The organism is Succinivibrio dextrinosolvens DSM 3072 (assembly GCF_900167015.1).
GTDB lineage: Bacteria > Pseudomonadota > Gammaproteobacteria > Enterobacterales > Succinivibrionaceae > Succinivibrio > Succinivibrio dextrinosolvens.
In genome coordinates, this window is the sequence record NZ_FUXX01000022.1 from 1 (window position 1) to 14,018 (window position 14,018).

The 14,018-nt window shown below is 38.7% G+C and carries 12 protein-coding genes, 1 tRNA gene and 1 pseudogene; all 14 read right to left on the reverse strand.

Going from position 1 to position 14,018, the window contains the following annotated elements; all coding sequences use genetic code 11:
* Nucleotides 1–239 (reverse strand): annotated as a pseudogene (locus tag B5D46_RS12355) (hypothetical protein); the annotation flags it as partial.
* A gap of 555 nt (nucleotides 240–794) precedes the next feature.
* Complete coding sequence (locus B5D46_RS07020) at nucleotides 795–1,079, reverse strand: hypothetical protein (protein ID WP_078928859.1); 285 nt, start codon at nucleotides 1,077–1,079, stop codon at nucleotides 795–797.
* A complete protein-coding gene (locus B5D46_RS07025) occupies nucleotides 1,079–1,270 on the reverse strand; it encodes a hypothetical protein (RefSeq protein WP_078928860.1) in 192 nt (63 codons plus the stop codon). The genes B5D46_RS07020 and B5D46_RS07025 overlap by 1 nt, the downstream gene beginning before the upstream one ends.
* A 1-nt stretch (nucleotide 1,271) precedes the next feature.
* Nucleotides 1,272–1,424, reverse strand: coding sequence for a hypothetical protein (locus tag B5D46_RS12155; RefSeq protein ID WP_159443047.1), 153 nt, complete (start codon nucleotides 1,422–1,424; stop codon nucleotides 1,272–1,274).
* Between the two features lie 165 nt (nucleotides 1,425–1,589).
* Nucleotides 1,590–2,129, reverse strand: a complete 540-nt coding sequence (locus B5D46_RS07030; RefSeq protein WP_078928861.1) for an ImmA/IrrE family metallo-endopeptidase — start codon at nucleotides 2,127–2,129, stop codon at nucleotides 1,590–1,592.
* Nucleotides 2,129–2,482, reverse strand: coding sequence for a helix-turn-helix domain-containing protein (locus tag B5D46_RS07035; RefSeq protein WP_078928862.1), 354 nt, complete (start codon nucleotides 2,480–2,482; stop codon nucleotides 2,129–2,131). The genes B5D46_RS07030 and B5D46_RS07035 overlap by 1 nt, the downstream gene beginning before the upstream one ends.
* A 331-nt stretch (nucleotides 2,483–2,813) precedes the next feature.
* Nucleotides 2,814–2,898, reverse strand: a tRNA-Leu gene (locus tag B5D46_RS07040).
* Nucleotides 2,899–2,970: 72 nt separating this feature from the next.
* Nucleotides 2,971–5,235, reverse strand: coding sequence for a transglycosylase SLT domain-containing protein (locus B5D46_RS07045; RefSeq protein WP_078928863.1), 2,265 nt, complete (start codon nucleotides 5,233–5,235; stop codon nucleotides 2,971–2,973).
* A gap of 101 nt (nucleotides 5,236–5,336) precedes the next feature.
* Nucleotides 5,337–6,722 (reverse strand): sodium-dependent transporter, encoded by a 1,386-nt coding sequence (locus B5D46_RS07050; RefSeq protein WP_078928864.1) that lies wholly within the window; start codon nucleotides 6,720–6,722, stop codon nucleotides 5,337–5,339.
* A 26-nt stretch (nucleotides 6,723–6,748) separates the two neighbouring features.
* Nucleotides 6,749–8,137 carry a sodium-dependent transporter gene (locus B5D46_RS07055; protein WP_078928865.1) on the reverse strand — a complete coding sequence of 463 codons (1,389 nt, stop codon included), beginning with the start codon at nucleotides 8,135–8,137 and terminating at the stop codon, nucleotides 6,749–6,751.
* A 23-nt stretch (nucleotides 8,138–8,160) separates the two neighbouring features.
* Nucleotides 8,161–9,552 carry a sodium-dependent transporter gene (locus B5D46_RS07060; RefSeq protein WP_078928866.1) on the reverse strand — a complete coding sequence of 464 codons (1,392 nt, stop codon included), beginning with the start codon at nucleotides 9,550–9,552 and terminating at the stop codon, nucleotides 8,161–8,163.
* A gap of 70 nt (nucleotides 9,553–9,622) precedes the next feature.
* Entirely contained in the window at nucleotides 9,623–11,878 is a 2,256-nt protein-coding gene (gene pnp, locus B5D46_RS07065; RefSeq protein ID WP_078928867.1) for a polyribonucleotide nucleotidyltransferase, read from the reverse strand.
* 574 nt (nucleotides 11,879–12,452) lie between these two features.
* A complete protein-coding gene (gene rpsO, locus B5D46_RS07070) occupies nucleotides 12,453–12,719 on the reverse strand; it encodes a 30S ribosomal protein S15 (protein WP_412556292.1) in 267 nt (88 codons plus the stop codon).
* Between the two features lie 215 nt (nucleotides 12,720–12,934).
* Nucleotides 12,935–13,969, reverse strand: coding sequence for a LacI family DNA-binding transcriptional regulator (locus B5D46_RS07075; protein ID WP_078928869.1), 1,035 nt, complete (start codon nucleotides 13,967–13,969; stop codon nucleotides 12,935–12,937).
* Nucleotides 13,970–14,018 lie beyond the last annotated feature (49 nt).

A 14,018-nucleotide genomic window follows, 5' to 3' on the forward strand; every position in this document is an offset into this window, starting at 1 on the left:
GGGATACCCAGCGGGCGCTGTTTGCCATCTGCTTTAGGGGTGTATACCCTTCTGATGGGGCTGAATCGATATGATTCACTCATGATTTCGTTAGTAAGCTGATTTGGGTGCGCATATATCCAAGGGATAATTTCATCTACGGTCATCCCGTCTATCCCTGGTGCTCCCTTATTTCTGATAACCTGATTTAATGCTTGTTTCAGGTTCTCTTTGGAGAAGATGCTTTCTAGCGTAATCATTCTGTTGTAGTTATTCCTTTCTCATAGTTAGTATGCTTAGCTCCTTTAGATAATACTTTCGGTACGCCTATCCTTTTATCTAATAGGTTTCCTTTGTTTTCTGCTATTCTATATGCATACTCCCAACTAAATAGGTCTACAACCAATAGGTTCGGTCCTTCATCGTTCTTCTCGTTCGATTACTATGACCTCTGCTGACTACTGACAATTCGCTGTTGCTAAGGTCGAAACCTCTTGTCAGTTCTCCTCGGGTAAACGAGATAATCCTCTCTATCCATGAAACCTCTGCATTTACATTATGTGCTACGGTTCAGTATCAGGCTTCATCTTCTTTTGCAGACTTACCTTGATTCACATACTGCCTCATATGCAGTTTCTGTTCGTAGGTTCAGATAGATGCTAGCAACTTCCTTCAGCCCACATCTCACGATGAAAACCTTGTTGTTCGCTTTAGTCTTGCCCTGAACTGGCTGACTTGGGGACTTAAACCCGTTGGATTACTCGTATGCCGAGCGCACAAAAAAGCCGTAGCAAAAAACTACGGCCTCGAATGCGTTATGCCTTGAAAACAGGGATACCTAGTTTAATATTAAACAGATATTTTAGCCTTGCACATTTTGGACATAAAGGAACAATGCACTCCCCCAACCTTTTCATGTGTATATTTGCAACATGAGCCTCTACGGTTGCATTGTTAAAACACCCCTGAGTACTGCAGGTGTATGGAGTTTTATACTCTCGGTTAAACCAATACGGAAGCCATTTAGATACGTTATATCGTTCAAAAATTTTACCAACGATATACCAATCATAAGCTGTACAATGAGTTACAGGTTGCATTATCGTCCTCCTTTACGTCTATGGTCTCTTTCTTTAGCAACTCCTTTGAAAGGAGTCCCATCCTGTTTCACATCAAGAAATTGACCTGAGTCAACGTCTCTTTTTACATAGGTATCATTCTTAGGATTGTAGGTTTGAGTACGCTCCTTTACTGAGCCCCTTCTATAGTTATTATTGGTATTAGTAGCCATATTATTCACCTACCTTACGTTTTGGAAATCTAAAGAATTTTGCATTCTTTGGGTAAATGATCTTGCCATTACGTCTTACAAAACGACAGAAAACAAAATCATCTTCGTTGGGAGTATTTTGAGAGATCTCGCAACTCTTTAGAGATCTGGACATAAAAAGTCCCTCCAAATTGCGAGCTCACATTTGAAAATCATTAAGAAGGAAACTATAATGTGAGTGTTCTACGTTCACATTAGGAATTTTTCTTAATGTCGGTTCAGGTAGTGAGCTCTCAAGCTAGACCTGACCTATAAGGCTCTGGTGTTGCTAGTAACAACATCAGAGCACCTTATCCAGTTTAGATAGTCTTCTCTCTATGCATTCATTACTTGCTCCGTATTTCATTGATAATAATGGTATAGGAAGAGCTGCATTTGTTTTCAGATCCAACGGATCTACCAACAACCATCCGGCAAATTCATTCGCTTGCCACTCGCTGTTGCAAAATGTTTTAATTTCCCCCTCGCTACCTCTATTCAAAGATATTTCAGAGAAATGATTAAGCATAATATGACCGAATTCATGAGCAATGGTAAAACGAGCTCTATGCTGACCATCACATAAATTATTGAAAGTCGTCTCTGAAATCAGAATCGTTCCATCCTGAGAAGAGCAAGCCTCAATATTAGATGGAAGCAAATCATCCTCCAATACATTATAAAGGGCATGTTTTTCCAATACTCTGTACATGTCAATACGACCGTTCTTATCTACAAATTCATTATTCTGTAAACGAAACAGCCCCGCTAAAGAAGCAATTTTTGCTATGCTTCTAGGATAAACGCGAACTCCTTTGTCTGCGTAAAAAATGTCTGACACTATAATTCCCCATTCAGTATCTTTATTATCATTTTTTTTCTTTCATCATCAAGAGATGAAAGATTTCTGTTCAATGAACCAACAAGGGTTTTATCCAAATTGTCATTGGGAGTCAAAGTAAATTGCCTTTTAGACTGATCAATTGCTTCTTTAAATTCAGTAGCAACATTGCCTGTCAGCTTATAGGCACTTAAAAGCTTTTCTTCAAAACCTTCAGGTATTGACCTTGTTCCACATTCAATACCAGACAAGTACGGAGAACTTATTCCCAAGACTTCCGCCATATCCTTTAGAGTAATGGAATGATCTAACCTAAATTTTCGAATAAAAACTCCAAAACTTGTTAGTCTCATAGACACGACCTCTTTGGTTAGTTTTTACTATCTATAATTATAGTAAATTTTTCTATATAATCAATGTTAATTATTTACAATTTTGTAAATCTTTTTATAAAACTAAACCCACATCAAAGTGGGCTCGTAAAAAAAGGGTGCAATTTAGGGAGCAAAGTCAAAAAATGGGTAATTTTGGTGTGCAAAAAGAGTTACACAAAGTGATCAAAAGTGAAACAGAATGACAAGTGCCCAAAATTCAAAAACCGCATGATTCTTGGGTTTATTATAGGTCAAAAAGATAGGTTATGAAAGGAAATTAACAGAAGTGAAACAAAGTGATCGAGACTTTTGGTGCCCAGGACGAGACTTGAACTCGTACTCCCGGAAGAACTACCCCCTCAAAGTAGCGTGTCTACCAATTTCACCACCTGGGCACAACAGGTAATATAATACCAAATTTTAACTTTTTGTAAAGATATTATGCGTTAAAACTCAGTATGTTAACTCTAGTATCTGTATTTCTTTTCATTGTCCTTTAATAGAAGATCTGTCTTACCGGTCAGAAGCTTCTTATAAATCACATCGTACAGTAGAACATTCTGAACATAAAGTCTGGTTTCCTTAAATGGAATGTTCTCTATAAACATTGGAGTATCGCGCTTCTTTCCATCGGCAGACTTCCATCTTGGGATTCTGTTTGGTCCTGCATTGTAAGCAGCTGCAGCAAGAATTCTGTTATTATCGAATCTCTCTAACATATCCTTCAGATAAGCAGAACCGAGACGAATATTGTTTTCAGGAATTACCAGATCTCTAGGTCCGTTATAATCCCAATTATTCTTTTTAGAAACCACTCTTGCTGTTTCTGGCATCAGCTGCATTAAACCAACTGCACCTACAGGTGATTTAATATTTGGATTCATCATACTCTCCTGACGGGAAATTCCATACAGGAAAGAAATTGGAACATTGGTAGATGAAGAGTACTTCTTATAAAGATTCAGGAAAGCCTTAGGGAATCTGTAATCAAGAGCATCCCATCTCTTTCCTGCTATAACAGACATGATTGCATAATTAACGTTTCCTGAAGATAAAGCCCAGTCAGCCATAACCATAGCTTCATCATTGGTTCCGTATTTTGCAACCTCATTCCACTCAATGCTTGCATTTGCGCTGTCTAATGCCTTAAATTCAAAGAATCTTATTGCAGCCTTGTTATAAAGAACAGTATCAGGCCATTTTGCAGTAGTTGAAAGACGTTCGTGATTAAACGGTGGCTGCTGACCTAATTCCTGAGCAGCAAGGAAGCCAAAGAAGCTACGATCTTTTGCAACTTCCTTCATTAAGTGAATACTCTGATCTTTCTGTCCTATCTCGTAAGCAGCTCTGGCCTTCCAGTATTTCCAGTTGATTTCCTTTTTATCATTTGGATTCAGATGATTGTAAAGATCATAAACGACCTGCCACTGAGCAAACCAGATTGCCTTGCGCATTCGCATGATCTTGATTTCATCAGACCATTCAATTGCAGGCAGATGCTTATCAACCCAGGTAACTTCCTCTAAGGTAGCATTTCTTCCCAGGAAGCCTCTTGAAATAATCTGAATAATATCCAGTCGCTCTGTAGGAGTAACGCTAAACTTCTTGCAGAAGTATTCAAAATGAGGATTTGCCTCTTCAGGATTCAGGTTAGCAAAACGTTTGAATGCCAATACAGCTACGCGATGAACATCACCTGTTGATGGCTGATATTCATCAGTCAGGATCTTGGATGGGGTCTCGTATAAATCCATTGCAAGATCGATGCGTCTTTTGAATTTAGAATCAGGAGAAAATTCTGCCGCAAGATTTCTTGTTGAATCAGCATATCTTCTCTGGATATATAGTCGCTCAAACTTATCCATACGGTTTGTATCATTCAGATTTCCGTTCTGCCCCCAAACATAGATCAAACCAGAACATCCTGATGGATATGGTTTAAGCTGCATATAAACCTTATTGGCAAAAATCTGTGCAGACATATCCGCAAGGCCCTGATGCCATCTAGCTTCATAGTATCTGCACTGCAGAGCCTGCTGTGAAGCGGTCAGTTCCTGATTGTCATTGTAAGGTTTCTTCTTGCCGATAAGATCTGATACCTGCCTGTACTTTCCATGTCTTGCCATGAAATCAATATACTTGTTTTTAAGGATGGCACTTAACTCTCTATGATCGTTGCTGTTTATAAATTCCACAACCTTAGGATATTTTGAAACATCCATGTTGTTGGTCAGATACCAGTAATCAACCCATAAAGCTAAAGGATAGTCCTCAAGATGATTTCTCTTGATACGCATTGCCTCATCAGTATCGCCTTTTTTAGCTGCTGTCTCAGCGTCCTTGAAATACTTTCTCTGATTTATAAGCTTTGGTGTAGTTGGAATTAAAGGGTTCTCTGTTGTTAAATCTCCAGCGATATAGCTCTGTCTGATATTTTCCTTTGCAATTGGAGTCTTATAGTAGTTCTTGTTACTTTTAGGAGCTTTCTTGGCTGTTGATGAAGAATTAGTTTTTTTTGCTTTGACGGTTTTTGTGCTTTTTGATTTCTTAGAGCTCTTGGTTGTCTTTGATTTATTGTTTTTTTTAGCAGAATTAGTCTTCTTTACTTTCTTTTGTGTCTGTACAGTCTGTTTTCCTTTATCCTGGGCAGCATATGAGCAATTAAAATTTACTGATAGGAAACAGACTGCGGTTCCTAGCAGCAGAGACTTTACGATGTTTGATAATTTCATAAAAAAACCAGCTTAATCTTTGTAATAGTATCTGTCCCATTATACAAAGTAAAAGCTGGTTTTATAGAAAAAATTTTCTAAATTCGTTTAATAATCAACAATTAGAAAAGACTTATATTAAATACCTTTAAGTATCCGATAAATAAGATCACAGCAATTACAGTTGTAAGAATGTATCTGTAGTAAACAAATAACTTCTCAGAAATTCTGTAACCGATACCTGTATTACACTCTTTAATATAGCGCTCCCATTTCATACCACGCTTTGAGGTAATGAACAGAACAAATACTAAAGAACCAATTGGTAATACGTTTGCTGAGATTAAGAAATCACAGAAATCTGTAATACAAGTTCCATTACCAAGGATTGAAACATTTGATAGAACATTAAAGCCTAATACAGGAAGAATAGCCAGGATCAGAATAACCAGAAAGTTAACTAAAACAGCCTTCTTTCTCTTTATGTTAAACATCTCAAGATTTGCAGCAATAATGTTCTCAAATACAGCAATCAGAGTTGATACAGCAGCAATCAGCATGAACAGGAAGAACAGAGTTCCCCACATAGAGCCCAGATACATATTGGAAAATACTGTTGTCATTGAAACGAACAGCAGATTTGGACCTGCATCAGGATTGATACCATAGGTAAAGCATGCTGGGAAGATTACAAAGCCAGATAATAGAGCGATAGCAGTATCTAGACCAGCAATAAATACAGCCTCATTTAAAAGACGGTGACGGTTTGACATATAGCTACCGAAAATTGCGATACCGCCCATACCTGTAGATAAGGTAAAGAATGCCTGCCCCATTGCGGCCCATATTGCCTCACCAAAATTATTCTCAAGCTTTGATAAATCAGGTTTCAGATAGAATGAAATACCATCAGCAAAACCTGACATAGTGCATGAACGAACTGCCATGAATACCAGAAGAATAATCAGCATCATCATTAAAGGCTTGGTATAACGTTCAACACCTTTAACAAGACCTAGAGCAACAATCATAAATGAAAAAGCTACAACCGCTGCCATACACATATACAGAGTAACAGGATCAGCCAGTAAGGAAATAAAGCCCTCAAGAGCGACATCCTTAGGTAGATTTGACTCAACTGTTCCAAATGCAAACTTCAGGAAGTAGTAAAGCATCCAGCCTGTAATGATTCCGTAAAATGACATCAGGATATAGTTACCGGCAAGCTGCCACCATTTGTTGACATGCCACTTTGTGCCTGGTTCTTCTAATTTCTCGTAGCACTTTGCAATAGATGATCTTGAAGCTCTACCGATTGCAAGCTCAACAGTTAAAAGAGGAATACCCATTGCAATCAGGAAGAACAGATAAATAAGTACGAAGATAGCTCCGCCGTACTGACCTGTGATGTATGGAAAACGCCAGACATTACCAATACCCACAGCACATCCTGCTGCAATCAAGATAAAACCAAGTCTGGTTTTAAACTGCTCTCTTTTTTCGTTCATTTGAATATCCTAAATCGTGAATTATTTTAAGCTCTACCGAAAATCTTGTAGTATCCAACTGCCAGTACAATGATAACCATAGTTGTCAGAATGTACTTATAGTAGAAGAACAGTGCGGTAGGCATTTTAAAGCCCTTGCCAATATTGCACTGCTTGATGTATCTGTCCCACTGCATTCCGCTCTTTGAGCAGATAAACAATACAAACACAATTGAACCAATTGGAAGAATATTGTTAGATACAAGGAAATCAAAGAAGTCCAGAATACCGGTATTAGAACCGATGATATGAACATCTGACAGAACATTAAAGCCAAGCATTGGCAGTAAGCTTAAGGCAATAATTACTACGAAATTTATAACTACAGCCTTGACTCTTGACCATTTGAACAGCTCAATACATCCTGCAATTGAGCTCTCAAATACAGCAATCATGGTTGAAACAGCTGCAATCAGCATGAATAGGAAGAACAGACTTCCCCAAATGGTACCAAAAGTCATATTTGAAAATACAACTGTCATGGTAATGAACAGCAGATTTGGACCAGCATCTGGATTGATGCCATATGTGAAACATGCAGGGAAAATTACAAAACCGGATAATAAGGCGATAATGGTATCAAATGTGGCAATAAATACAGCCTCATTTAAGATTCTGTGGCGCTCTGACATATAGCTGCCGAAGATAGCGATAGCACCAAAACCAACTGATAAGGTAAAGAATGCCTGGCCCATTGCAGCCCAGATTGCCTCACCGATATTCTGCTCAAATTTCTCAAAATCAGGCTTTAAATAGAATTTAATACCCTCTTCAAAACCATCCAAAGTAAATGATCTGCAGGCCATAAAAAACAGAAGCAGAATCAGGACAATCATCAGAGGCTTGGTAAAACGCTCAACACCTTTGATAACGCCTAAGGCAACAATAGTAAATGAGAAAAGAACTGTAATGAATACACACAGGAACATGGTTTCTGGATTAGCCAGAAGTTCACCAAAATTCTGACCTGCAGTTTCTCTTGTCATACCAGGAGTGATATTTCCGGAAACAAAGTTGCAGAAATAGAAAAGCATCCAGCCGGCAACTACTACATAGAAAGCCATCAGGATGTAATTACCAGAGAACTGCCACCACTTATTGAAATGCCAGTGAGTGCCAGGCTGTTCAAGCTTTTCATAGCAGTATGCCATTGAACTTCTTGAAGCTCTGCCGATTGCAAGTTCAACAGTAAGTAAAGGAATACCTACAGACAATAGAAAAAACAGATATAAAAGGACGAAATACGCTCCACCATACTGTCCTACGATGTAAGGGAATCTCCAAACATTTCCAATACCAACAGCGCATCCTGCGGCAATCAGAAGGAAACCTAATCTTGTTCGGAAGACCTCTCTTGTTCTTACCTTTGTATCCATAACAATTATTTTTCTCGTTATTATTATTTATTAAAAACTGATATATAGCCTTGAATTAGAAGGAAAACAACAATTAAAGGCAATATATATTTGAAATAGAATTTAAATTTTCCGGTTAATTTAAATCCAGAACCTTTATTTGTTTCCTTTAAATATTTATCAAATCCCCAGCCATAATTCCATGAGACGTACAAAACGTAGATAATTGCACCAATTTGGATAATATTCTGAGAAAGGATAAAGTCATATAAATCAAGTATTACTGTTCCTTCTCCCATAGGATGTACATCTGATAATACATTGAAGCCAAGAATTACAGGCATTGCTAATATCAGAATAACTAGACAGTTATATACAACAGCTTTCTTTCTTGAAACATTAAAAACATCAATGCTGATACCAACAATGTTCTCAAACACTGCAATCAGAGTTGAAACAGCAGCAAACAGCATGAAGATAAAGAAAATACTACCCCAGATCTGACCTGCAGCCATATTTGAGAATACAGAAACCAAAGTAACGAAAATCAGACCAGGTCCCTGACCAGGCTCAACAGAGTAGCTAAAGCATGCTGGGAAAATAATGATACCGGCTAAAATCGCAACAATAGTATCTAAAAGAGTAATAACAGCTGCCTCATAAGTAATTGACTTATGAGAATTCATGTATGAACCAAAAATCTGCAGAGAGCCAACACCTAAACCTAAGGTAAAGAATGCCTGACCTAGAGCAGCATAAAGAACTTCATACAGATTCTGAGATGTAATCTTTGAAAAATCAGGCATTAGATAGAACTCTAAGCCCTTTTCAAAACCAGGAAGGAAGAATGATCTTGCAGACAGGAATAGCAGCAGCAAGAACAGTAAAACCATCATAGGCTTGGTGATACGTTCAACACCATTTCTTAAACCGCAAGCACAGACAGAGAAACCAACCACGGTAACAATAACAGTACAGATAATCTGAGTAACAGGATCAGCAAGCATTCCGCCAAAGATAGCGCCAGAATCATTCTGACTCATTGGAGAGGCAGTAAACTCACCTAATAGCATCTTGGTTGAATAGTAGAACATCCAACCGGTAACCATGGTATAAAAAGCCATCAGAACATAATTACCAAGAATCATGAAATACTTGCAGATATACCATTTCTTGTTAGGAGTCAGAATCTCGAAGGATCTGCCAATAGATCTTCTTGAAGCTCTACCAACTGAAAGCTCGATAGTCACTAAAGGAATACCAAGAAGGATCAGGAAAGCTATATAGATAAGTACAAATAAAGCGCCACCATACTGACCAGTGATATAAGGGAAACGCCATACATTACCAAGACCGATTGAGCATCCTGCTGCAATAAGTAAAAAACCGAGTCTGGAAGTAAACTGTTCTCTATTACTATTTTGAGTACTTGTCATTTTTTTTCTCACAAAAAAGGCCCGTATTATTAACGAGCCTTGTTTTATTTAACATAGCACGAGCAAAGAATTACTCTTCGCGTGGGCTATTCTCATACGGATTTGGTAAATCCTCTGAAGAAGCCTGAACATATGTGTTCTCTGCTGGCTCAGCATCTTCGTCTAAATCAACCTCTGGTGCTGAATCCTGCTCAGCCTTCTGCTCCTCAGCCTCTGCCTTGGCATTCTCAGCCTCAGCTAATGCCTTGATTGATAGACGGATTCTACCGGTGTTATCAATATCAAGAACACGAACGCGAACTTCATCACCAACGCATAGATAATCATTTACGTTCTCAACACGCTCCTCAGTGATCTGAGAAATATGAACTAGACCATCTCTGCCAGGAAGAATGTTAACAAAGGCACCGAAATCAGTGATTCTTACAACTTTTCCATCATAATCCTGACCAACTTCAACTTCAACTAAAAGATCATTAATGCGCTTAATTGCAGCATCTGCTGATGCTAATGATGAAGCAGAAATCTTTACAGTACCATCATCTTCGATATCAATCTGTGAATTGGTATCTGCCTGGATTGAACGAACGTTGAAGCCACCCTTACCAATAACTTCCTTAACCTTGTTTGCAGGAACCTTAATGGTTACAACACGTGGAGCATAAGGAGACAGTGTCTCGCGAGGACCTGGAATTGCCTTCTGCATTACATTCAGTAAGTGAATTCTTGCAGCATGAGCATCAGTTAATGCATTCTGCATGATCTCACGGGTAATACCGTCGGTCTTAATATCCATCTGAAGTGCAGTAACACCATCACGGGTACCAGCAACCTTGAAGTCCATATCACCTAAGTGATCTTCATCGCCCATAATATCGGTCAGAATTGCAACTCTGTCGTCTTCCTTAACAAGACCCATTGCAATACCAGCAACTGGAGCCTTAATAGGAACACCTGCATCCATTAGAGATAAACAGCCTGAACATACTGAAGCCATTGATGAAGAACCGTTTGACTCAGTGATTTCTGAAACAACACGGATTGAATATGGGAATTTCTCCATCTCAGGTAGAACAGCCTTTAGAGCTCTCTTAGCCAGACGGCCGTGACCGATTTCACGACGCTTTGGGGAACCAATCAGACCAATCTCACCAACGCAGTATGGAGGGAAGTTGTAGTGAAGAATAAATCTGTCTGAACGAACACCTGCCATATCCTCAAAGGTCTGAGCATCTCTCTCTGAACCTAAGGTACAGGTACCGATTGACTGAGTCTCACCACGGGTGAACAGTGCAGAACCGTGAACACGTGGAAGAATGCCTGTAGCAATGGTGATTGGACGAATCATTCTTAAGGTACGGCCATCGATACGCTTCTCGCCAGAAAGGATTCTCTCACGAACAATGTTACGCTCTAACTCGAAGAAAATCTTTGCGATTTCATTATCCTTCTCAGCCCACTCTTCGTGTTCAGCCTTTAACTTCTCAGTTGTATTCTTCTGAATCTCAGCAAGCTTATCCTGACGCTCTAGCTTGTCAACGATTCTGAATGCATCGCCAACAGCCTGCTCTGCATCAGACTTAACAGCCTCGATAAGAGCAGTATTCTCTTCTGGCTTTACCCAATCCCATACTGGACGGTTAACCTTCTTAGCGAACTCTTCAATCTCTTTGATTACAGTCTGCTGCTGCTCGTGACCGTACATAACAGCACCAAGCATTACTGACTCAGGTAGGCAGTTAGCCTCTGACTCAACCATTACAACAGCCTTCTCAGAACCAGCAACAACAAGATCAAGGTCTGAAACCTTTGACTCTGAGGTTAATGGGTTTAGAACATACTGACCATCAATGTAGCCAACACGAGCTGCACCTAGAGGACCGTTCCAAGGTAGACCTGATGAAGCTAAAGCTGCAGATGCAGCGATGATTGAAATGATATCGGTTGGGATTTCAGGATTTGCTGACATAACGGTAACAACAACCTGAACCTCATTTACGAAACCATCTGGGAATAATGGACGTAGTGGACGGTCAATCAGACGTGAAATAAGAGTTTCACCTTCAGTTGCACGACCTTCTCTACGGAAGAAACTTACAGGAATCTTACCTGCTGCGTATGAACGCTCCTGATAATTAACAGTTAAAGGGAAGAAATCTCTGCCTTCAACTTCTTCTTTACGATTGCATACTACAGTAGCAAATACAGTAGTATCGTCCATTGATGCCATAACAGCTGAATCTGTCTGACGACCAATTGCACCTGTTTCTAAGGTAATAGTATGACGACCATATTTAAAGGTGTGAACTATTGGCTTTAAATTCATCGATTATTTTCTCCACTATATTCCCACTTTTGTTTGCCTCTTTCGTGGGATCTCATTTTCACTACCAGATACCGGTACCCTTTTTTCTACTTTTTCTTCCTAAAAAAGGGAATTTCCTTTATTCCAACAGTGTTACATAAAAAAGCTGAAACTAGTTTCAGCATATCCTCAAGGATAAAAATTCATCCTTAAAAAATTACTTTTACTTCTAAACAGTAAAACAAACTGATTGCCAAGCTCTAAAAAGATCTTTTTTACTTTCAATTTGTATTAACAAGCAAGTTTATCCGTGAATTATCACACAGATAAAATTTCAAATCCTTGCTTTAGATAATGTTTTTGTAAGTTTTGAGATCTTTCTCGCCTTAAAATTAAGAAATTCTGAGGATTGAAGAATAGAGTATCCAAAAAACTTATGACAAATCCAAATATCCAATCATCAGTTTTAAATCTGAACCAATGAATTCAGCAAAAGAAAAGTAAATCTAACAACAGACTTACTGCAGAAAGAACTGCAAATTGACATGAAACATAAAATTCGGGCGGCACCAAAGCCGCCCTTCCCTGCCGCAGATTAGCGACGGAGACCTAACTTCTCAACGATTGCAGTGTAACGTGCAAGGTCTGAAGTCTTTAAGTAGTCAAGAAGCTTACGACGCTGAGCAACTAAGCGTAGTAGACCGCGACGGCTGTGGTGATCCTTCTTGTGAGTCTCAAAGTGAGGCTGTAGGTCAGAAATTCTTGCAGATAGTAATGCAATCTGAACCTCTGGATAACCAGTGTCCTGTGGGTTACGACCAAACTCAGCAACGATTTTTGCCTTATCTTCTACTGTTAACATAATTTATATGCTCCATATTTTGTGAAAAATAAAACTTCCATACCGATCACAAACTCAGTTGAAAGCGTGCTAATTCTATCATAAAAGAAAGAATCTTTATACAAATTTAGCTTTATATTTTACAAGAATTGAAAAAAGATTGAATTTAGGAATATCTTATTGATAATAGAAGAAATTTATACCTCACAGCTGTTGCTGCAAGGTATAAAGGTCTACTATTTACCGATATTTGAAGCAATTTTTATGATGGTATCTGTATAAAAATCTGTAAATACTGACTCTGCGACGGTACCAGAGAGAACCTGATAAGCTCTCTTGATTGCATGATAGCCCTGTCTATCCGGCTGCTGACAGATAACAAACTTATATATACCGGCTCGAACCATCTCTACAGTTGTGTATATATCGTCAAAAGCTATGCCAATGATATCATCACGTCCGGTCGCAATAATTGAGGCACCTACGCCCTGAACACCTGCACCGGTAACGTATACACAGTTTACTTCCTTATGTTCATTTAAATATTTTGAAGTCTGAATCTGTGCCTGAATATCAGAATCGTTAGACTCAATCTGTCCACAGATTTCAAAATCAACATTAAGATTCTTCAGCTCTTCAATGAATCCTTCAATACGTTTTCTGTGACCGTGCATCAGGCTTGAACCTGTAACCACAAGAATATTGAGCTTATCAAATTTGGAAATCAGAGATAACAGACCGGCACAGGTTTTTCCTGCCTTCTGATAATCTGAGCCGACATAACAGACTCTCTTGCAGTTTTTTACATCAGAATTCAGAAGAATCACCTTAATGCCAAGTAATTCACATTCGTTAATCTTCTGTGCTACTAATTCTGTATCAATAGTTGCAAGACATAAAGCAGAACAGCCCATCTGCTTTAACTCATCAATAGCATCAAGATGAGTCTTCTCTTCGTATCCCTGAACCTTTTTGTAAATAACATCTACGCCAAGTTCTTCGTATTCAGAACAAGCCTTCTCTATTCCCTCGATTACACCTTCAAAAAAGATGTTACCAACGCTAGGCAGAAGAACACCGATTTTAAAGCGATCTCTAATTCCTGATAAAGCACGACCTGCTCTGTTTGGAACGTATCCTAATTCCTTAGCCAGAGTCTTGATTTTTAATGCTAGTTCTTTTTTTACCGAACCACGATTATGCAGTACTCTATCAACAGTTCCTCTTGATACGCCAGCGGCCTTTGCTAAAGTTTTAACTGTTACTGTCATCGTGAAAATCCCAAATTATTATTGTTATATTTTAAATTTATAAATAGGA

Excerpts from the sequence above, each read along its gene's own strand:
- B5D46_RS07020 (WP_078928859.1), bottom strand. The coding sequence starts at position 1,079 with ATGCAACCTGTAACTCATTGTACAGCTTATGATTGGTATATCGTTGGT.
- B5D46_RS07025 (WP_078928860.1), bottom strand. The coding sequence starts at position 1,270 with ATGGCTACTAATACCAATAATAACTATAGAAGGGGCTCAGTAAAGGAG.
- B5D46_RS12155 (WP_159443047.1), bottom strand. The coding sequence starts at position 1,424 with ATGTCCAGATCTCTAAAGAGTTGCGAGATCTCTCAAAATACTCCCAAC.
- B5D46_RS07035 (WP_078928862.1), bottom strand. The coding sequence starts at position 2,482 with ATGAGACTAACAAGTTTTGGAGTTTTTATTCGAAAATTTAGGTTAGAT.
- B5D46_RS07045 (WP_078928863.1), bottom strand. The coding sequence starts at position 5,235 with ATGAAATTATCAAACATCGTAAAGTCTCTGCTGCTAGGAACCGCAGTC.
- B5D46_RS07050 (WP_078928864.1), bottom strand. The coding sequence starts at position 6,722 with ATGAACGAAAAAAGAGAGCAGTTTAAAACCAGACTTGGTTTTATCTTG.
- B5D46_RS07055 (WP_078928865.1), bottom strand. The coding sequence starts at position 8,137 with ATGGATACAAAGGTAAGAACAAGAGAGGTCTTCCGAACAAGATTAGGT.
- B5D46_RS07060 (WP_078928866.1), bottom strand. The coding sequence starts at position 9,552 with ATGACAAGTACTCAAAATAGTAATAGAGAACAGTTTACTTCCAGACTC.
- pnp (WP_078928867.1), bottom strand. The coding sequence starts at position 11,878 with ATGAATTTAAAGCCAATAGTTCACACCTTTAAATATGGTCGTCATACT.
- rpsO (WP_412556292.1), bottom strand. The coding sequence starts at position 12,719 with ATGTTAACAGTAGAAGATAAGGCAAAAATCGTTGCTGAGTTTGGTCGT.
- B5D46_RS07075 (WP_078928869.1), bottom strand. The coding sequence starts at position 13,969 with ATGACAGTAACAGTTAAAACTTTAGCAAAGGCCGCTGGCGTATCAAGA.